The sequence below is a fragment of the Marinagarivorans algicola genome, assembly GCF_001292705.1.
GTDB lineage: Bacteria > Pseudomonadota > Gammaproteobacteria > Pseudomonadales > Cellvibrionaceae > Marinagarivorans > Marinagarivorans algicola.
Map to the genome: position 1 here is coordinate 166,273 of NZ_LGAK01000001.1, position 20,885 is coordinate 187,157.

17 protein-coding genes are annotated in these 20,885 nt (G+C 47.0%); 8 read left to right on the plus strand and 9 right to left on the minus strand.

Annotated elements, in window-relative coordinates; translation table 11 throughout:
- Positions 1-87 precede the first annotated feature (87 nt).
- The 5 genes from AC438_RS00710 to sdhC form a co-directional block, all read right to left on the minus strand.
- The gene (locus tag AC438_RS00710; RefSeq protein ID WP_053979349.1) at positions 88-2,928 is read right to left on the minus strand and encodes a 2-oxoglutarate dehydrogenase E1 component; all 2,841 of its coding nucleotides are present in this window, start codon (positions 2,926-2,928) and stop codon (positions 88-90) included.
- A gap of 214 nt (positions 2,929-3,142) precedes the next feature.
- Positions 3,143-3,847, minus strand: coding sequence for a succinate dehydrogenase iron-sulfur subunit (locus AC438_RS00715; RefSeq protein WP_053979350.1), 705 nt, complete (start codon positions 3,845-3,847; stop codon positions 3,143-3,145).
- Positions 3,848-3,857: 10 nt separating this feature from the next.
- The gene (gene sdhA / locus AC438_RS00720) at positions 3,858-5,630 is read right to left on the minus strand and encodes a succinate dehydrogenase flavoprotein subunit (RefSeq protein ID WP_053979351.1); all 1,773 of its coding nucleotides are present in this window, start codon (positions 5,628-5,630) and stop codon (positions 3,858-3,860) included.
- 3 nt (positions 5,631-5,633) lie between these two features.
- Entirely contained in the window at positions 5,634-6,014 is a 381-nt protein-coding gene (sdhD, locus tag AC438_RS00725; protein WP_053979352.1) for a succinate dehydrogenase, hydrophobic membrane anchor protein, read from the minus strand.
- The gene (gene sdhC, locus AC438_RS00730; RefSeq protein WP_053979353.1) at positions 6,008-6,385 is read right to left on the minus strand and encodes a succinate dehydrogenase, cytochrome b556 subunit; all 378 of its coding nucleotides are present in this window, start codon (positions 6,383-6,385) and stop codon (positions 6,008-6,010) included. Before sdhC ends, sdhD begins: the two co-directional genes overlap by 7 nt.
- A 38-nt stretch (positions 6,386-6,423) precedes the next feature.
- On the opposite strand from sdhC, the gene AC438_RS16720 reads away from it, so the two are divergent.
- From AC438_RS16720 to AC438_RS00740, 3 genes are all read left to right on the plus strand, one after another.
- Positions 6,424-6,567 carry a hypothetical protein gene (locus AC438_RS16720; protein ID WP_156312553.1) on the plus strand — a complete coding sequence of 48 codons (144 nt, stop codon included), beginning with the start codon at positions 6,424-6,426 and terminating at the stop codon, positions 6,565-6,567.
- A 519-nt stretch (positions 6,568-7,086) separates the two neighbouring features.
- Positions 7,087-8,376: a citrate synthase gene (locus AC438_RS00735; RefSeq protein ID WP_053979354.1), complete on the plus strand. Its 1,290-nt coding sequence runs from the start codon at positions 7,087-7,089 to the stop codon at positions 8,374-8,376.
- Positions 8,377-8,748: 372 nt separating this feature from the next.
- Positions 8,749-9,582, plus strand: coding sequence for an acyl-CoA thioesterase (locus AC438_RS00740; protein WP_162230666.1), 834 nt, complete (start codon positions 8,749-8,751; stop codon positions 9,580-9,582).
- 69 nt (positions 9,583-9,651) lie between these two features.
- Here AC438_RS00740 and AC438_RS00745 read toward each other — a convergent pair whose 3' ends face one another.
- The 4 genes from AC438_RS00745 to AC438_RS00760 all read right to left on the minus strand — a co-directional run bounded on the left by AC438_RS00745 (position 9,652) and on the right by AC438_RS00760 (position 13,937).
- Positions 9,652-10,809: a PilT/PilU family type 4a pilus ATPase gene (locus tag AC438_RS00745; RefSeq protein WP_082353830.1), complete on the minus strand. Its 1,158-nt coding sequence runs from the start codon at positions 10,807-10,809 to the stop codon at positions 9,652-9,654.
- A gap of 98 nt (positions 10,810-10,907) precedes the next feature.
- Positions 10,908-11,267, minus strand: coding sequence for a nucleotide pyrophosphohydrolase (locus tag AC438_RS00750; protein ID WP_053979357.1), 360 nt, complete (start codon positions 11,265-11,267; stop codon positions 10,908-10,910).
- A gap of 42 nt (positions 11,268-11,309) precedes the next feature.
- The gene (gene arfB, locus AC438_RS00755; protein WP_053979358.1) at positions 11,310-11,726 is read right to left on the minus strand and encodes an alternative ribosome rescue aminoacyl-tRNA hydrolase ArfB; all 417 of its coding nucleotides are present in this window, start codon (positions 11,724-11,726) and stop codon (positions 11,310-11,312) included.
- A gap of 153 nt (positions 11,727-11,879) precedes the next feature.
- Positions 11,880-13,937: a putative bifunctional diguanylate cyclase/phosphodiesterase gene (locus AC438_RS00760; protein ID WP_162230667.1), complete on the minus strand. Its 2,058-nt coding sequence runs from the start codon at positions 13,935-13,937 to the stop codon at positions 11,880-11,882.
- A 78-nt stretch (positions 13,938-14,015) separates the two neighbouring features.
- On the opposite strand from AC438_RS00760, the gene AC438_RS00765 reads away from it, so the two are divergent.
- The 5 genes from AC438_RS00765 to AC438_RS00785 all read left to right on the plus strand — a co-directional run bounded on the left by AC438_RS00765 (position 14,016) and on the right by AC438_RS00785 (position 20,842).
- The gene (locus tag AC438_RS00765; protein WP_053979360.1) at positions 14,016-15,374 is read left to right on the plus strand and encodes a paraquat-inducible protein A; all 1,359 of its coding nucleotides are present in this window, start codon (positions 14,016-14,018) and stop codon (positions 15,372-15,374) included.
- A gap of 112 nt (positions 15,375-15,486) precedes the next feature.
- Entirely contained in the window at positions 15,487-17,163 is a 1,677-nt protein-coding gene (locus tag AC438_RS00770; protein ID WP_053979361.1) for a PqiB family protein, read from the plus strand.
- A gap of 1 nt (position 17,164) precedes the next feature.
- On the plus strand, positions 17,165-17,806 hold the full coding sequence (locus AC438_RS00775) for a PqiC family protein (protein WP_053979362.1): 642 nt from the start codon (positions 17,165-17,167) through the stop codon (positions 17,804-17,806).
- Between the two features lie 157 nt (positions 17,807-17,963).
- Positions 17,964-19,229, plus strand: coding sequence for a sensor histidine kinase (locus tag AC438_RS00780; protein WP_053979363.1), 1,266 nt, complete (start codon positions 17,964-17,966; stop codon positions 19,227-19,229).
- Complete coding sequence (locus AC438_RS00785; protein ID WP_053979364.1) at positions 19,226-20,842, plus strand: sigma-54-dependent transcriptional regulator; 1,617 nt, start codon at positions 19,226-19,228, stop codon at positions 20,840-20,842. Before AC438_RS00780 ends, AC438_RS00785 begins: the two co-directional genes overlap by 4 nt.
- Positions 20,843-20,885: the final 43 nt, after the last annotated feature.

Genomic DNA, 20,885 nt, shown 5'->3' on the forward strand with positions numbered 1-20,885 from the left:
GTGAGCGATCTAAGTTATGTAAAAATATGTTCTGTAGCAATATATTATGAACAAAAACAATATTATGAGCAAAAATACAGTATTGCGCTAAACGGTAACGTCTAGCGCGGCATTGATAAATCGATTTTGTTCTTCAAGGTGCGTTGAAAAGTAACCTGCTGCTGGCGCAGATGAAGGCGAGCGGCCTGCATAGCGTAAGAAAGCATCGTTATTCACGCCGCCTAAAGCTTCGCGCATGCGGTGCTGGTTTGAGTGCCAAGCGCCTTGGTTCATAGGCTCTTCTTGACACCAAATAATATCCGTAACATTTGCAAAGGGCTCGAGCGCTTTTTGTAGCTCTTCTTGTGGGAAGGGGTAAAGCTGCTCAATACGAATGAGTGCAACATTTTTTTGCTCGCGCTCTAGGCGTGCTTCGAGCAGGTGGTAATAAACTTTACCGCTACATAATACAACACGGCGCGCGTCTTCGCTGGTGATAACATCATCACCAATCACGTTTTGGAAGCTGCCCTCAGCAAGCTCTTCAAGTGTTGATGTGGCAAGCTTATGACGTAGGATCCACTTAGGGCTCATAACCACAAGTGGTCGGCGCAGTGGGCGGATCGCTTGTCGGCGCAACATGTGAAAAACCTGCGCGGGTGTTGTAGGAATACACACCTGGATATTCTGCTCAGCACAAAGCTGCATAAAGCGCTCAAGCCTAGCCGATGAATGCTCAGGCCCTTGGCCTTCGTAACCGTGCGGTAGTAGCATGGTCAGGCCTGATAAACGCCCCCACTTATGCTCGCCACTCGTAATAAATTGATCTATAACCACTTGCGCGCCATTGGCAAAATCACCAAATTGCGCCTCCCAAATAACCAACGCGTTAGGTTTGGTCGTTGAGTAGCCATATTCAAAAGCCAGTACGGCTTCTTCGGAAAGGTAGGAGTCGTAGATATGCAAATTAGGCTGATCAGGGGCAATGTGCTTAAGTGGAATATAGCTTTCGCCATCTTTTTGGTTGTGAATCACGGCGTGACGATGCGAGAAAGTGCCCCGACCTACATCTTGGCCTGTGATGCGAATAGCAATGCCTTCGGCCAGTAACGATCCGTACGCTAAGATCTCAGCCATACCCCAATTCAGTGGGAGAGAGCCAGCAGCCATTTTTTGGCGATCTTCATAAATTTTAGCGACTTGACGTTGAACTACAATACCATCTGGGATGTGGGTGATTGATTGCGCAAGCTCTTGTAACTGCTTGAGTTCATAGCCAGTATGAGCTTGTTTTTCCCAAGTGTGACCAATGTAAGGGCTCCAGTCGACAAACAGTGAAGCGTCAGGCTCGTTGACAAGATCGCGCGCAACATGTTCGCCAGCATCGAGCGCTGCACGATAGTCATTCATCATTTTGGTAGAGTCATCGGCACTGTAGATGTTTTCGTTAGCCAGTTTCTCGGCATACAGTGTGCGGGTTGTTTTGTGCTTACGAATAACCGAGTACATCAGCGGTTGAGTGGCTGAGGGTTCATCGGTTTCGTTGTGACCACGACGGCGGTAGCAAACGAGGTCGATGACAACGTCTTTTTTGAATTCGTTGCGGTAGTCAACAGCAAGGTTGGTGACAAAGGCAACCGCTTCAGGATCATCGCCATTTACATGGAAGATGGGTGCTTCAATCATTTTCGCAACATCGGTACAGTAGCGCGTAGAGCGTGAATCTTCTTTGCGGTTAGTGGTAAAGCCCACTTGATTGTTGATCACAATATGTATGGTGCCACCTGTTTTATAGGCACGCGTTTGTGACATTTGAAAGGTTTCGAGCACAACGCCTTGACCGGCAAAAGCGGCATCGCCATGAATCACGACAGGCACAACTACGTTGCGAATGTCGTCGCGGCGACGGTCTTGGCGTGCGCGCACAGAGCCTTCAACAACCGGCGATACAATTTCAAGATGTGAAGGGTTAAATGCAAGTGCTAAGTGAATTTCACCGCCAGGGGTCATCACGTTAGAAGAAAACCCTTGGTGATACTTAACATCCCCCGAGGTATCAACCAGTTTTTTACCTTCAAACTCATCAAAGAGGTCGGTGGGGTTTTTACCTAAAATATTGACAAGGGTATTTAAGCGGCCGCGATGAGCCATGCCCAAGACCATCTCTTTGGCGCCGTGGCTGCCAATACCTTTAATCAGTACATCGAGCATGGGAATTAGGCTCTCGGCGCCTTCAAGACCAAAGCGCTTGGTGCCGGGGTATTTGCTATCAAGATGACGCTCTAAGCCTTCGGCAGCTGTTAATCGCTCCAGTAAATGAATGCGTGCCTCGGCCGATAGTGCAGGGGTTGAGCGTACACTTTCTAGGCGTTGTAACAACCATTTGCGCTCGGCGTAGTTGGTAATATGCATTACTTCTGTACCGATACTACCGCAATAAGTTTGATTGAGCGCGGCTAAAATATCACGCAGCGGTGCCTCGGTTAGCCCTAGCGACAAATCGCTGGTTTGGAAAACAGCATCAAGGTCTGAATTATTCAAGCCATGAAATTGCAAGTCGAGCTCTTCAAGCTCAGTTGTTTCATTACTCAGGCCCAGAGGGTCGAGCTGGGCTTTTTTGTGGCCACTTAAGCGATAAGCATTGATCAGCTGAACAACTTCAACTTGCTTGCGCTCATGGCTAATGTTACCGCCACCAGAGCCAGGTGCTACCAGAGGTCGTGCTCGGTTTTTACCGAGTAACTCAAAGTATTGAATGATTTCGGAGTGCGGAATGTCAGGGTTGACATTATTCGCTACGCGGGGGAGTTTATCAAAGTAGTCGCGCCACTTTTCATCAACTGAATTTGGGTCGCGTAAATAGGACTCGTAGACCTCTTCAACATATTCGGCGTTGCCACCAGAAATATGAGAAGTACTCCATAAAAGCTCCATGAGGCTCTGTTGCATTATTTGCCCACCATCACTAATGCCGCTGCTGTGCGGATGTTAATGCCTGCCATCTAATGTGTTTGCAAACATCAACAGAATGTTATGCGGATTGATCCGCTGTGAATAAGGGCTTAGATAAGCCCTTATTTTATTTTTCAATGAATGTTACTAGTATAGGCATAGCGGCTATCGCCTGCCTTAAGTACCTTGCATGCAAAGCGTGCGTGGCGCGTTAAGTCGCATTTTGTAATAACATATGCTTAATGTGGCCAATCGCACGAGTTGGGTTTAAGCCTTTAGGGCAAACCGCAACGCAATTTTGGATGCCATGACAGCGAAACACACTGAAAGGATCCGATAAATTACTTAAGCGCTTTTGGTCGGCATTATCACGGCTATCAGCTAAAAAGCGATAGGCTTGTAACAAACCAGCTGGGCCAATAAATTTATCGGGGTTCCACCAAAATGACGGGCAGCTCGTTGAGCAGCATGCACACAAAATACACTCGTATAGTCCGTCCAGTTTTGCGCGCTCTTCAGGTGACTGTAAGCGCTCAATAGCAGGAGCGGGCGTGTTATTTTGTAGGTATGGCTCAATTTTACTGTATTGCTCGTAAAACTGCGCCATATCAATAACAAGGTCGCGAATGACTGGTAGGCCAGGCAGGGGGCGCAAAACAAGCTTGTTGTTTTTAACGCATGCCGAAAGCGGTGTAATGCAGGCTAAGCCGTTTTTACCCGAAATATTCATCCCATCTGAACCGCAAACGCCTTCGCGACATGAGCGGCGATACGATAAGCTGGCGTCTTGGGCTTTAATCATTTCCAAGACATCAAGCACCATGACATCTTTGCCGTCGGTGTCTACCTCATAGGTTTTCATATAAGGCGCTTTGTCGGTTTCGGGGTTATAGCGATATATTTCAACGTTTAACATGTGTGACCCCTTAGTATGAGCGAACCGTTGGTTCAAAAGCTTTCATTGTTTTGGGTGTGAAGTTAACTGCGCGCTTGCCAACGCGTTTTTCGCCGGGGAAGTACAGCGAGTGGCATAACCAGTTCTCATCATCACGCTCTTGGAAGTCGTCACGCGCATGTGCACCACGCGATTCTTTGCGCTCTTCGGCGGCGATGGCTGTTGCCTCGGCAACTTCGAGTAAGTTTTGCACCTCGAGCGCCTCAATACGGGCGGTGTTAAACGCGTTACTTTTATCGTCGAGCTTAATATTGCTAATGCGCTCGCGTAAATCGGCGATTTTCTTAATACCTTCTTGCATAAATTCACCTTTGCGGAAAACGCCAAAGTGATTTTGCATTACTGTTTGTAGTTCTTTACGCAAGGCAGGCGCTGACTCGCCGTTATTGGTATTGTTTAGAGCGTTTAAGCGTGTACTAGCGGCTTCAATATCGGTTTGCGAGGCTTCGCGCAGCTCAATACCTTCACGCAGAGCTTTTTCGAGATATAAACCGGCCGAACGACCAAAAACAACAAGATCGAGCAGTGAGTTACCGCCAAGACGGTTAGCGCCGTGTACAGAGACACATGCAACTTCACCAACAGCGTAGAGGCCGTCAATAATTTTATCGTTACCATTGGCATCTTGTGTCATGGCTTGGCCATTGATGTTGGTAGTTACACCACCCATCATGTAATGACACGTGGGAACAACAGGAATGGGTGCCTTGACGGGGTCAACATGTGCAAAGGTGCGCGACAATTCCAAAATACCGGGCAATTTAGCGTTCAGCGCTTTTTCACCAAGGTGGTCAAGCTTGAGCAATACATGGTCGCCATCTGGCCCGCAGCCACGACCCTCAAGAATTTCTAACACCATTGAGCGTGCTACAACATCGCGGCCTGCGAGGTCTTTGGCGTTAGGTGCGTAGCGCTCCATAAAACGCTCGCCATCTTTGTTAATGAGATAGCCGCCTTCGCCGCGACAACCCTCGGTCACGAGTGTTCCAGCACCATGAATACCAGTGGGGTGAAATTGCCACATTTCAATGTCTTGTGCTGGGGCGCCGGCGCGTAGTGCCATGCCAATACCGTCGCCAGTATTAATATGAGCGTTAGTGGTTGAGGCGTAAATACGGCCTGCACCCCCGGTCGCAAGTACGGTGGCTTTTGATTTGATAAAAACAGTTTCGCCATCTTCAATGTTGATGGCAATAACACCTACAACGGCGCCGTCTTGGTTTTTAACAAGATCAACAGCAAACCACTCATTAAAGAAAGTTGTATTGCTTTTAATGTTTTGTTGGTAAAGCGTATGCAGTAGTGCGTGGCCTGTACGGTCAGCGGCTGCACAGGTACGTGCTGCTTGGCCGCCGCGACCAAAGTCTTTTGATTGCCCACCAAAAGGACGCTGATAAATACGGCCTTTTTCAGTACGTGAAAAAGGTAGGCCCATATGCTCTAGCTCGAAGACCGCTTCAGGGCCAACAGAGCACATGTATTCGATCGCGTCTTGGTCTCCGATATAATCAGAGCCTTTGACGGTATCGTACATGTGCCAGCGCCAATCATCGTTGGGATCGTCGCTTGCAATGGCGCAGGTAATACCGCCTTGTGCAGAAACAGTGTGTGATCGAGTGGGAAAGACTTTAGTGATAACTGCCGTTTTAAAACCCGATTGCGCCATTTGCAAAGCAGCGCGCATACCTGCGCCGCCGCCGCCAATAACGATGCCGTCAAAAGTAATTGTTCTCATAGTGCCCATTCGTTAGGCTCCCCACAAAATGTCGATACCCCAGACGAGGTAAGCGATGGTGATGATTGCATATGTTAATAATACGAGTAAGCGCAAGCTTAAGGCCTTGCTGCCAACCATGCGTGGCGTTAGGTAGTCGGTCACCACGCCCCACAAGCCAATCCAGCCGTGCGCTGCAATACTGAGCAGTGCGAGTACGCTAAAAATGCGCATCCATGACTGGCTAAATAAATGCTGCCACGTGGCGTAGTCTATATTGGGTGTAGTGACAATAAAGCCTGCAAGAAATAACGTATAAGCGGCTAAGATAACAGCGCTAACACGTTGAATAATCCAGTCAGAAACGCCATTGCGTCCGAAGGTAGTAGCTGATGTAACAACATGATTTACCATAGTAAAAAGCCTCCGATAGCAAGAATGGCTATGGCTGAAAGAGCAATAACAATTTTGGCACCTGTGCGCCCGCCTTCTAAGGTTTCGCCAATGCCCATATCCATAATCAGGTGCCTAATGCCCGCAACGGTATGGTAAGCCAGTGCGGCCAATACGCCCCAAACAATCAATAAGGCAATGGGGTGAGAGAGCGTTTGTTTAAGTTCGTTAAAGCTTTGCTCAGACGCTAAGCTGCTATCTAGCATCCAAAGTAAAACCAAAACACCGCCGAGCATGATCAGTCCAGATACCCGATGGGTAATGGACACGAGAGCAGTGACTGGGAGAGAGATTGTTGAGATGTCGAGATTGACTGGCCTGTCTTTTTTCACGTTCGTACCACGTCTTGTTAGTTAAAATGGTTGGTTTTGTGAATAAACATTATTTTTTAAATAACCCGAAGGTTGAAAATACTGAGTTTGTTATTACACTCTGTGAGTGCGAAGCGTACTTTTTGACTATCTATTATGCATCGCGTACAGTCATTGAGTGTTTGGTAGAGCGCCAGCAATAAAGTTAAGCCTTAAAATGTGCACAACTTTCATTTACTGCTTTTAAAAGCCCTAAAAACGCGCAAGATTATAGAGACACACCATACAAATTACAAACAGACTTTCGCTTCTTCTATTGTTACTGCTCAGGGCTATAAATGGCTTTAAAGGCGAGAGGTAAATAATCTTTACGGACTTTTATGGTGTCTTTTTGCATGCCCTTATTCAATTAAAGCAGACAATTCCTTAGCTTGTATGATTAATTAGTTCCTATCAATGTGGATTTTTCACTATACTAGGCGCCTTTAGTTTCGAAGTTGCAATATCCAGCAGAGCAAAAAGCAACGCTGTTCAGGGTGAGTCAGTGAATGAATTGGCCTGCAGTAGCGCTTGATGGAGTAAACCCTGCGGTTTATTTTATGACTCTAAAGGTAGGCAAAGCGTACTTAATAGTATGATTGTCTGTTTGGGATATTCATTTTAGAAGTTATGCGTATTACTTTACTTTTTACTTAATGATAAATCAGTTACAGGAGTCGGGAATGACTGAAAAGAAAGCACAACTGACCATCGAGGGCACAGATCTAGCGATTGATTTGCCCATTCGCTCTGGTACCGTTGGCCCAGACGTCATTGATGTGGGCGCATTAACAAAGAATGGCTTTTTCACTTACGATCCCGGGTTTGTCTCTACTGCGGCTTGTGAATCGTCTATTACTTATATTGATGGCGGTAAAGGTGTGCTTTTGCATCGCGGTTTCCCCATTGATGTATTGGCCGAAAACTCTAGCTACCTCGAAAGCTGTTATCTTTTATTACACGGCGAGCTGCCAACTGCTGAGCAACTTGAAGAATTTGAAGGCGCTATTACTCATCACACGATGGTGCATGAGTCTATTCATCAATTCTTTGAAGGCTTCCATCACAATGCGCATCCCATGGCTAAAATGTGCGGCGCGGTAGGGTCCTTGTCAGCTTTTTATCATGATGATTTAGATATCACCAATGAAAAGCATCGCATCACAGCAGCGTATCGCTTAGTCGCTAAAATGCCTACGCTGGCAGCTATGTGCTACAAACATCATGTTGGGCAGCCATTTTTATACCCCGACAATAGCTTAGGCTATGCCGAAAACTTTTTACGTATGATGTTTGGTACCCCATGCGAAGAGTATAAAGTGAATCCTGTGCTGGCTAAGGCTATGGATCGCATCTTCTTATTGCATGCTGATCACGAACAAAATGCTTCAACCTCAACGGTGCGTTTGGCTGGTTCTTCTGGTGCTAACCCTTATGCATGTATTGCAGCGGGTATTGCGACTTTGTGGGGGCCTGCTCATGGTGGTGCCAACGAAGCTGTTTTACAAATGCTAGAAGAAATTGGTGATGAAAGTAATATTGATGCTTACATTGCTAAAGCGAAAGATAAAAATGATCCATTCCGCCTGATGGGCTTTGGACACCGAGTGTATAAAAACTTTGACCCCCGCGCTAAAGTGATGAAGCAAACCTGTGGTGAAGTATTTGCTGAGCTAGGTGTAGAAAACGACCCGCTGCTACGTATTGCTAAGCGCCTAGAGCAGATTGCTTTAGAAGACCCCTATTTTGTAGAGAAAAAGTTATACCCCAACGTTGATTTTTACTCGGGTATTATCATGAAGGCTATCGGGATTCCGACTGAAATGTTCACCGTTATATTCGCTGTGGGCCGTACCGTCGGCTGGATTGCACATTGGCACGAAATGATTTCTCAGGGTACGCGCATTGGGCGTCCTCGCCAGTTGTATACAGGCTATGATGCGCGCGAGTATGTTCCTGTAGAAAAACGCTAAATGGTTTTATTTTAAAGCGCTCATTGAGCGCTTTTTTTATGTCTGTTATGTGACGGGAATGACTTGATGTTGGGCTACCTTGTAGATGCTTTGTCTGTATTTGATAGGCGCGTATTGGCACGCCCCTGTACTGGATATACCTGATAAGGGTGTGCCTCAAAATGGAGCGGGCCGGTCTTTTTAGTGTTAAAACACGTCATTGTGTGTGTTTTTGTCGGGCGGGGGCGCTCAATACGCAGTTAGCCTATAGGCTACGTGTTACCCTAATACACACTAATGTGCGCTCTTGCTTGTCATGGCTACTTTTGTGATGGCCTATATTATGGTGGTTTGTTGCGCGCCATATTTAATTATTCAGTGCTCGGGAATGCTATGAAGTCAACATTGCAGGACGTTTTAACACTAGAGCCACTAGGCTCAGATGTTTTTCGCGCAATTCACCACAAAGAAAACTTCCAAAGTACACTATTTGGTGGTCAGGTACTGGCCCAGTCATTAATGGCCGCGGGCTTAACTGTTGAAGGCAGTCGGCCACATTCGATGCACACGTATTTTTTGCGTGCCGGTAGTAGTCAAGCGCCAGTTGATTACCGTGTGGTACGCAACCGTGACGGACGAAGCTTTAGTCATCGCACAGTCAATGCAGAACAAAATGGTCAATTAATCTTTACGGCTATGGTGTCGTTCCACGGGGAAGACCAGGGCTTTGAGCATGCAGACTCTTGGCAGCAAGAGCCCGCTCGACCTGAGCTGGCCAAGGTGCAAGCATCCCCAGAGCTAGCTCCAAACCAGCCCGGGTTGGAGGTTGATGCATTTGCGTTTTACCCTTTAACAAAAGGCATGCTATCGACCAGTGGCGAGCAAGAGGCTGCCACGCTATTTTGGATGCGTTGCGTAGAGCCTTTACAAAATACGCCACTGGTGCAAGCTTGTGCTTTGGCTTATGCCTCTGATTTTGGTTTACTCGCAACTTCGCTAGCCAAGCATCCCGCATCACTGTTTAGTGGTCAGGTGATGGGGGCCAGTATCGATCATGCGCTGTGGTTTCACGAGCATGATTTTTGTTTGAATGATTGGCTATTTTATGAAATTGACAGCCCTTGGGCTGGTCACGCGAGAGGCTTTTCACGGGGTAAAATATTTAATGATCAAGGGCAACTACTGGCCAGTTCTTCACAAGAAGGCCTCATACGCCCTAAGTCTTAACTTTTCTAGTATACGAGAGGCCTTCAGTTAGCCTCTTTTTGGTTTGTGTGGCTCAATAAAAGGACTGCGTCAATATTTTGAGGCTGTCTCATCTTGCGTGTGCTCTTCTATCTTTTCTAGGCTCAACTCGCCAAGGCCCGATTCGGCAGCGGGCGAGCTTCCCTCTGAGGCGAGCTTGATACGTAATCGCAAGTTATTGGGTGAGTCGGCGTGAGCCATGGTATCTTCAAAACTTACTTTACCTGCCTGATACAACTTAAATAAAGCCGCATCAAAGGTTTGCATGCCGAGGTTTTCGGACTTTTCCATAATTTCTTTAATTTCGGGCAAACGATTTTTTAAGATAAGTTCTTGAATGGTTTTTGTGCCCAGTAGCACCTCGATGGCCGCGCAGCGCTTGCCATCAACAGTGGGGACTAACCGCTGAGAGACAAACGCTTTTAAATTTTGTGATAAGCCTAGCATCAGTTGTTGCCGACGCTCTTCCGGGAAGAGGTTTATAATGCGCTCAAGTGCTTGGTTTGCATTGTTAGCATGTAATGTAGAAATCGCTAAATGCCCAGTCTCGGCAAACTCTAGGGCATGCTCCATGGTTTCGCGGTCGCGAATTTCACCAATTAATATCACATCGGGTGCTTGCCTTAAGGTATTTTTGAGTGCGGCTTTAAATGTGCGGGTATCTACACCCACTTCGCGTTGGTTAACCACACTTTTTTTATGTTTATGAACGTACTCAACCGGATCTTCGATGGTAATAATGTGGCCGCCTGTGGTGCTATTTCTGTGATCAATCAAGGCCGCTAAAGAGGTCGATTTTCCTGAGCCCGTACCGCCTACAAAAAGCACTAATCCACGCTTGGTCATCACCACTTCTTTGAGTATTTCGGGTAGGCCTAGGTCGTCAAAATTAGGGATTTGCGTATTAATATTACGCGCCACAATGGAGACCTCATTGCGCTGCTTAAAAATATTAATTCTAAACCTGCCCACATTGTGAATAGAAATGGCTAGGTTCATTTCTAATTCTTCTTCAAATTCTTTTCGTTGTTTGCTGTCCATAATGGCATTGGCAATGTCTTGTATTTGCCCACCTGTAAACGGGGTTTGTGCCAGTGGTTTAAGTGTGCCTTGAAACTTAGCGCAAGGCGGTGCCCCCGTACTGAGGTAAAGGTCTGAGCCGTCTTTTTTCGCTAAAATATTTAAGTATTGATCAATTGGGGTGTCCACAGTTTTCATGCTCCTTGAAAAAATCTGCACGAAGAGGTTTAAGCGCGGCGGCCATTACTGTGAGTATAGACGGGGTTTGGCTGTGTAAAGCGTGGTTTTTATTCGTATTGGTTATATTTTTTAGCACTGCCCTTTACTTTATCTATGGGGTATTTTTGCTCGTTTTTGTGTGTTTTGTGTGCAATTGCAGTGGGAAGATCAATGTTTAATACACTGGCGAGCCTAAGGGTGTACAACAGTACATCAACCACCTCTTCGCTAACGGCCTGATGGGTATGGTTATCAAGTGTGCCCGAGGCCTCCTCTGTGAGCCACTGAAAATGCTCCATTAACTCTGAGCATTCAACACTCAATGCCATGCTTAAATTTTTAGGGCTATGAAATTGTTCCCAGTCGCGCTCTTGTGCAAACGCTTCAAGGTATTGGGTAATGTTGTGTAGAGTGTCAAAGTGTTTCATAGGTGCCCAAGCTTGGTATCTTTGAGTAGTGACGAATAAGTATTAATCGAAGTGGTTTTTACTGCGCATTTTTTTGACGCTACTGCGCTGTGTTTTGGCTTTAATACGACGCTCGACACTGCCGCGAGTGGGTTTTGTGGTCACCCGGTATTTGGGCTTATGGCAGGCTTTGATAAAAATAGTTTTTAAGCGCTCGAGGGCGTCGCTTTTGTTTTTTTCTTGGGTGCGGTGGCTTTGCGCTTTAATGGTGAGAATGCGATTGGCGCTAATACGTGAATCATTGAGTGCATACAGGCGCTCGCGAATAGCCGAGGGCATAGGTGTTTGGTTTAGGTCGACTTGCAAGCAAATTGCTGATGAAACTTTATTGACATTTTGCCCGCCTGCACCTTGTGCGCGTATGGCCGATAATTGGATGCACCGCCAAGGAATGCTCAAGGACGCATTAATCAAAAACATAAAACCACCTAGATAACTCAGTAGTGCGCAGCTTAGCAGTTTTATCGTAGTTATCGTAGTTTTACGGTATGCACAATCTTGCCGATGGTTGTCTACGCAAGGCTCGATTATCAGCATCAACATCAATATCAAGCGCCAGCTCTCAAGCACCCATTAGAGCGAGCGACAAAAACGTTGAAAGTCATCCGGTTTTAGAGGTTTTGAAAAATGGTAACCCTGAATAACATGGCAGCCCATATGTTTGAGCAGCGCGAGCGTAGCTTCATTTTCGACCCCTTCGGCGATAAGGTCTATATTTAGGTCGCGGCTTAAGTTAATCACTGCTTGTGTGATGGCTAAGTCGGTCGGGTTCTCGACGATTTCTTTGGTGAAAGTACAATCGAGTTTAATGCAGTCGAGCGGAAAGTGCTTAAGATAACTAAGGCTTGAATAGCCAGTGCCAAAATCATCCATCGAGAGTTTAAAGCCGCAGCTTTTCATGTATTTAAGGTGGCTAATATTACTGTCGGGATCGACGAAGAGGTTTTCGGTGATTTCAAAGTAAATCGTATTTTTGAGTGCCTCGGGCAGTTGTTTTAAGGTGTTAAAAAATACCTTAAAAGTCGGCTGAGCTAAAAAACTCGGTGAAAGGTTAATAGAGAGGTGGCTACCTTGTGGGGCAATGTTGTGCTTGAGCCATTGTTGCCATTGTGTAATGGCTTTATGAATAATCCACTCGGTAACCGGAGTAATAAGCCCAGTACTTTCTAAGATAGACATGAATGCATAAGGCGTTAAGGTTTTTTGCTCTGGGTGCTCCCAGCGCAGCAATACTTCGGCTCCATGAAGTTGCTGAGTTAGCACATTAATTTGAGGTTGAAAGACAAGAAAAAACTCATCATTTTGCAGAGCTTTATAAAGCTCGGTGGTGAGCTGATTGTTTAATGAGGCTTGCACGCGCTGGTCTAAGCTAAATAAACAATGACGATTCCCGCCTTGCTGCTGAGCCAGTTTGGCCGCTTGCGTGGCTTGATGAATCAGCTCTTTAGCGTCTTCACCTTTGGGTGTTTGAATACTCACGCCAATACTGGCGGTGCTAAACAAAGTGGCACCGTCGATATTAAGTGCTTTACCGAGTGTTTCGATGATATGCGCACTGACTTGCGTCACGGTATGCATGCTGGGCATAGCATTGAGCATGATCAGAAAGCCGCCATCATTGGCGCAAGCGATGATATCGTTTTGCCGGAGCGCTTGTTGTAGTTTGGCGCCATTGGCCTGTAAATAAGCGTGATAAGTGGCGCGCTCGTTGGTTGATTCAATGCGGGCGATATGATCGAGCTGCACAGCTAATACGGCACTGACGTGCTCGGTGAGTCTTTCGGTATGTAGGTGCCGGGTGAGTTGGTACTCAAAATAATTTTGGTTGGGTAGCTGTGTAATGGTATCGAGCTCGTTCAGTTGCAGGTGTTGCTTGGCTTGTTTGCGCTCAACGCTGTAATGAAGCAATTTGGCGAGCAACGGTGTGGTCATATCTTCAGCGGCAATATAGTCATCAACACCGGTTTGCAAAAGTTGCTCGATCAATGCGTTGTAATCGGCCTTCGAGTCATGATTGAGGTGTATTGCGGTATTGGTTTTTGCATGGGTGGTGGATTCAGCTTGCGAATACGATGCTGAGTAAGAATGCGGCCCGTGTATAATTGCGATAATTGCGCTATGACGACTCCACTGAGTAATAGCATCGAGTGCATTAGTGCTTACAGTAGAAGTGCTGAGTTTGGTGCTACTAAGATCATGAGTGCTTAGATCGTGAGTGCTTGGATCATTAGCGCTTGGATCATAAGTGCCTGGGTTAGAACTGCTTGGATTAGAACTGCTTGGGCTCACCGTATGGCGAACAGTACCTGTGAGTGCGCTAGCTATTCGCTGGGAGCCTTTATTAAGAGGTTTTCCGCGGGTGTTAGCGCTCACATACTTGGCGTCGTTGCGCCCTGATGTTGTTAAATAGCAATGAATAAAAATGGCATTATAATGTTGTTTGTTGAGTATTTGCTTGGCTTGGCTAAGGCCTATAGTTGAGGTAATAATGACATTATCTTGAGCTTGATTATGTAGATTGCGATACAGCCAAAATATATCGCGCGGTTGCTCGGTAATGTGCAACACTTGTAATAGCTCAAGCGAGTGTTGTGCTTGTTGATGTTGTGCTGATTGACGTAAAGAATCCATAATTATCACAAGGCCCATGACGGTTGCGCTTTGATCCAGTATAGTCCAACTCTTATTGATTACTTGTTAGGCAGCAGCTTGACTTTTTTTACATCTTCACCAAAAACAGTATCAGGCACCGTGCGCGCCACTACTTTTGAGCATAGCCATCAAGATTTAATGGCGTGTGATGAGTGCGGTCAAGTGCAAAATGTGCCGTTAGTGGGGGCTTGTGCCCAAAAAGTACTCACCTGTGTACGCTGTGCGCAGCCGTTAGCATTGGGGCAGGGGCCGTGGCGTGAAAAAACCGCCGCTTTGGTGATTACAGGCTTAGTATTGTTTGTCATTAGTAATTGCTTTGTTTTTTTAGGATTAGATGTAGGGGCTTTTCACCACGAGGCTAACCTGTTAAGTGGCGTGTGGGGCTTGATTCATAGCGATAATATCCCATTAGCTATTTTGGTCTTTGTGACAATTTTTTTATTCCCTCTTTTTGAGCTTATGGCGCTGTGCTACTTGGTATTGCCTTGTTATTTTGGAGTGCGCTTGCCGTTTCAGATCACGTTACTACGCTGGTTGATTAAAGCGGCTCCTTGGAGCATGCTGGAGATTTTTTTGCTAGCTGTTTTGGTGACTTCGGTTAAACTTGGCGATATGGCCACCATTGTATTGGGCGTATCTATTGTGGCCTTTTTTGCTTTAGTTGCAGTGCTAGGAGCAGCCTATTGGTGCATTAACAAGCGTGATCTCTGGGCATGGTTACACCCAAATAATTGCTTTGTTGGGCATGATGAGCAAGGCCATAAACTCACCGAAAGGCTCTATGATTGTGATGTATGCCACGCGCTAGTGGGCGAATCCATTATTGTGCATCATGGTTTTTGCCCGCGCTGTGATAACCAGTTACATACACGCAAGCCCTATAGCCTCCAAAAAACGTTAGCCTATACCGTGGCTGCAATTATTTTGTATTTCCCCGCTAATATTTTGCCTGTTATGACGATGAACACTTTAATGGGGGAGCGTAGCGATACAATATTTTCGGGGGTGGCGGTGTTAATAGCGCATGGTTTATGGGGGATTGCAGCGGTGGTGTTTATTGCGAGTCTTGTAGTGCCCGTGGCAAAACTAGTGATTTTGATATATTTGGTGTGGTCGGTGTCCCAAGGGCATACAGCAGGTATGAAGCAACGGTTGTGGCTATTTAAAATGACAGAATGGGTAGGGCGGTGGTCGATGGTTGATGTGTTTGTGGTAACGCTATTGACAGGTTTGGTGCAGTTTGGCTTTTTAGGTACTATCACCCCCGGCGGTGCTTTATTGCCTTTTGCGGCGGTAGTGGTATTCACGATGCTGGCCGCACATGCTTTTGACCCGCGCCTGATATGGGACGCCGCGGGTGCACAAGAGCCTATTTTTATGGGCGCGCGAGCCAGTGATAAGCCCTGTAATCTGTGAGCGTTACAGTTTGAGCTTGAAATGTACGATCTGTGATAAACACACTGATTGACATAAAAAGTGAATGTACTGAGCGGCCTATTATTCGTACAACATAACGGAGTAAATATTCATGGCAGATAGCCATTTAGTTGAGGAGGCACAAAGTTCTCTAGCGGTGCCCAATGCCAAAGTACGTCGCCAACGTATATCGCCGGTGTGGTTTATCCCGTTTTTTGCATTAGTGATTGCAGTGGCTTTGGGGGTACGTGCTTGGCAGCAAAAAGGCGAACAAATTGTTATCACCTTTGAAGCGGCCGGTGGTATAGAAGTGGGTAAAACAGAGGTGCGCTTAAAGGATGTACCTGTGGGGAAAGTGACACATTTACAATTAAGTGAAGATTTAAGCAAAGTGCACGCCACGGTGACCCTCGATAGAAGTATGTCGCGACACTTAAGTAAAAATTCACGTTTTTGGCTGGTAACACCACGCATTAGTGCGTCGGGCATCTCTAATTTGGGGACATTGGTATCGGGCGTTTATATCGTCATGGACCCGGGTAAAAAAGAAGGTTATAGCGATCGCTTTATTGGTTTGAGTGAGCCACCAGCAGTGCAGTCTGACGAAAAAGGCACACAGTATATATTGCGGGCGCAAACACTGGGATCGTTAGATATAGGCTCGCCGGTTTATTTTAGGCAGCTGCGCGTAGGCGAGGTCGTAAACTACCAGCTCAGTGAAGACGGTAGTCATGTGGATACACGTATTTTTATCGAAGCCCCTCATGATGCTTTAGTGAGTGCGCGTAGTCGCTTTTGGAATGTGAGCGGTGTGGATGTTTCGGTTGGTATTGATGGGGTAAAAGCGGAGCTGGCGTCTTTGTCGTCGTTGTTACTGGGTGGAGTAGCCTTTGAAACGCCGGTATTGGCCAGCCAACAAAAACTTGCTGAAGCTGACCATATTTTTGCATTATATGACAACCACGATGATGCAACCGAGGGGCGCTTCACGCTAAGTTACCCGTATGTATTAAAATTTAGTCACTCGGTTAAGGGTCTGCAAGTCGGCGCGCCGGTCGAATTTAGGGGGTTAAAAGTAGGGCGCGTAGTGGATGTGCAGCTGGTGTCGCTAGGTAGCCCCAGTGAAAGCCTAGAGGTATATATTAGCCTAGAGCCTCAGCGTTTTGACCCTACTACCGCGCCTACCCATGAGCAGTTGAATGAATTGCTAAACCCGTTAATTAAAGAAGGTTTAAGGGCACAAATTAAATCGGGTAACTTATTGCTGGGTTCACGCTTTATTGAATTACGCTATGCCAGTGACGACACCAAGGTAAAAGCGCCAATAACAGGCTTAATGACACACTCAGGTGTGCCACAAATTCCAACAATTGACGAACCCCTCGATAAACTAGAGCGCCAGTTAGCCAATGTGGCAAGTGCGGTGAGCCGTTTTCCTGTTGAGAGTATTGGCCAAGAAATGAACCAGAGTTTGCGCGCGTTAAGTAATATCTTAAATGTATTTGATCAAAAAAAGACCGCTCAAGCACTGCATGGCACGATTGCCAATACGCAAAAAGCAACCGCCAAAATGGAAGGTGCCGTCGCTGATGCTCGGGTGACTTTGCAACAGTTAACGCAAACACTAAAAAGCGTAGATCATACTATTGCACCGGATTCACAACTGCATGCAGAATTCTTAGAAACATTGCAGTCGGTCAGTGAGGCCTCTGATTCGTTTGATCGCTTTGTTGAAGAGCTATACCGCTATCCAAGCTCTTTAGTATTTGGTTTAGGAAAGGGTGAATAACGTGATCAATTTAAAATGTAATGACTGGCTACGTACTCGAAGAACATTGCTATTGTTGGGTGTCGCATTGCTGCTAGGCTTTGCGTGCAGTGGATGCGTCAATAGCCCTAAAACCTATTTTTATGCGCTGCAGGGCTTTGGCGATAAACCCGCACCGACACATATTGCCATTGATAATGTTCACACCTATGGTGTTGGGCCGTTATTTTTACCCGAGGCCTTGATGCAGCCTGGTGTTGTGTCGCAGCGAAGTGGGCAGCAAGTAAACTTGTCGTTGTTTAATATTTGGGGCGGTAATTTGCGTGAGGGCATAACCCGTGTAATGGCAAGTAATATCAGTGAATTAACAGGGGTTGATGCAGTGTGGCCCTTTCCTTGGGATAATCGCAACCGCCCCACACGGCAAGTACGTATTGTTATCGAGCAGTTTTCGGGGCGATTAGAGGGGCAAGTCGTACTTAAAGCCAAATGGGCGTTAACTGAGCTCAATGGCGAAAAAACATTACTTCAAAAGCGTGTGCACTTTACCGCGCAAGCGCAAGGCAAGGGCTTTGGCCCCTATGTTAGCGCTTTAAATGATTTGATTAATCAGTTATCGGTAGATGTGGTGACTGCGATTGGCGTGCTCGATAGTATTGATTAGTGCCTAGGCGCTCAGCAATGTATTAGCTAAGCGCTAAAAGTCATCCGCCAGTATTGTAGGGGGTGATGTTTTTATTTGGCAAATATTGATTTGGCATTGCCTTTGCTAAAACTCCTGTAATTGCAACATGATGACAGTAACTTGTCGGGAGTTAATTATGCAGCCTGCTGAACCTTTGCTTCAAGACGTATTGCCACAACAAACACTGCCACGCGGTGAGCCGAATACCTGTGATGTTGACAGCGCCTTGGATTTTTTTAATAAAACCGCAGGGCAGTTGGGTCGCTCTTATCAAATGCTAGAAAACCGCGTTGCACAGCTCACTCAAGAGTTAGATAAGGTATCGGCACAAAAGCAAGAGGCTAACGAAGAAAAAGCTCAGCTCGCTCAGCGCTTGCAAAAGCTATTAGATTTATTGCCCGGCGGTATTGTTGTAATTGATGCTAAGGGCGTGATTGTGCAAAGTAACCCAGCTGCCCAAAAAATGCTTGACCATACGCTGGATAATAGCTTGTGGCGCAATATTATTAGTGAGTGTTTTGCGCCGCGTGGCGACGATGGTTTAGAAATATCAACCCGTGAGGGTTGCCGCGTCAGTATGGCCACCAGCTCACTCGATAACGAGGGGCAAATTGTACTACTGACCGACCAAACACAAACTCGCAAGCTACAACAAAAGGTGAGTCGCTACGAAAAGCTATCGGCAATGGGGAAAATGGTATCGGCGCTAGCCCACCAAATACGTACGCCGCTATCGGCGGCCATGCTGTATGCCGACCACTTAAACAGCGAAGACCTAAGCCCGCAAAATCAAAAAAAGTGCGCCCAAAAAATTCAAAGTCGTCTTCAGCATATGGAAAAGCAAGTGCGCGACATGCTGTTATTTGTGCGCAACGAGTTGCCATTAAATGACGTTATTAGCCTAAGTAACCTAGAGCAGGGCGTGCGCGCCGCCATAGAAGTGACTTTGGCTACCAGCCAGAGCTATTGTATCTATATTAACCCTCAAGCCACGACCGAGCTACGCTGCAACCGCGAAGCTTTAATTAGTGCGATTGGCAATTTAGTCAATAACGCGGTACAAGCTAAAGCAGCGGCGGTGAATATTGCGCTGCGCTTTGATTGCTTGGCGCTCAACGGGGTGCCGCATTTAAGGGTATCGGTAGTAGACGATGGCCCAGGTATGAGTGAAGAGCAACTGCATGCAGCCAAAGAACTTTTTTATACCTCTAAACCACAGGGCACAGGCCTAGGCTTGGCGGTGGTGCAATCGGTTGCCAGAGCGCACGGTGGTTATATGAGCTTGCAATCGGGTGAGGGGCAAGGCACTAAAGCGCGTGTTTATATCCCGCTAAATCCTACCAACGATCATCATGTTAGCAAAAATAACTTGGTGCACGACCCTAAAGGAGCACGTGTATGAGCGGCTCGGCGAGAGCGCATGCCGAACCCTTAGTGGGTGAGCGTATAGCCCCTAAAGTGCTGGTGGTAGAAGATGACCCAGCATTGCGAGAAGCCTTGTGTGATACGCTCGTATTAGCGAACTTTGATGTGATGCAAGCGCACAGCGCCGAGCAAGCTATTAGCCTGCTGCCCGAGCACTTGGATATGGCGCTGGTGGTATCAGATGTCAATATGGGGGCTTTGAGTGGGCACGACTTGTTGCGTCATATACGTAAAGAATACGCCCACATTCCCGTATTATTAATTACCGCGTTTGCTAGTATTAGTGAGTCGGTAGAGGCAATGCGCCAAGGTGCAGTGGATTATTTAGTCAAGCCTTTTGAGGCCGAGGTATTAACCCGCGCGGCACGTAAATTTGTAGGGCAAAGTGCGGGCAGCTGTGACGAGCCGGTAGCCATAGCGCCCTCTAGCCAAAAACTATTGCAGCTGGCAAGGCGGGTGGCGCAATCGGACTCTACCGCTTTGCTGGTAGGTGAATCGGGTACCGGCAAAGAGGTCTTGGCGCGCTATATTCATGAGTACTCACCGCGTAAAACCCAGCCCTTTATTGCCATTAATTGTGCCGCCATCCCTGAAAACATGCTAGAAGCCATGTTGTTTGGCCATGAAAAAGGCGCCTACACTGGGGCTTATAGCTCGGCGCCGGGTAAGTTTGAGCAGGCCAATGGCGGCACTTTATTATTAGATGAAATATCTGAAATGGCCCTACCATTGCAGGCTAAGTTACTGCGAGTACTGCAAGAGCGTGAGGTTGAGCGCCTAGGTGGGCGTAAATGCATACAGCTTGATGTACGAGTCATTGCAACCACTAACCGCGATATGCGCCAAGAAGTTGTCGACGGTAAGTTTAGGGAAGACTTGTATTTTAGATTGAGCGTATTGCCGCTGCAGTGGGCGCCGTTGCGTGACCGCAAAGAAGATATTTTGCCTTTAGCTAAAAGCTTGTTGCAGCGCCATGCGGCTAAGCAGCACCGCGCAGGTGTGTACCTGAGTGATACGGCGAAGCAATTGTTGCTGCAATACCCGTGGCCTGGCAACGTACGCGAGTTAGATAATGTGATGCAGCGCGCCCTAATATTGCAAGCAGGTAATGTGATAGCGGCAGAAGATCTAGGCCTGCAAGCGGCACAGCACTTTAGCCAAAAGCCTTCATTAGTCGATGTAATGCAAGCCGAGCTAGCGCCCAGTTCTGAGTGTGCTCAAACATTAGTGGCAAATACCGTCGCTGCGGGTAATGGCGGTGATGATTTTGCCCCTAGTCATGCTTCTGGGCCAGTGGTTACGCAAGTGAATGTAGGTAGTGTCGCGCAGCCTTGGGGTGGTGCAAACTGGGGCTCAAGCCCCAAAGATATCCCGGCGTCTTTAAGGGTGCAAGAGCGTGAGCCACTGGCGCCGGTTGCCGAACTGGGGCATGACCTGCGTCAACGCGAGTTTGAAATTATACGCCAAACCTTAAAAAGTGAACGCGGCAGTAAAAAAGAAACCGCCAAGCGACTGGGCATTAGCGCCCGCACCTTGCGCTATAAAATGGCCAAGCTGCGTGAAGAGGGCTTTGACTTAGATAGCCTATGAGCACACAGTCAATCAAGCCTAATGTTGGTAGCCGATGACAGGC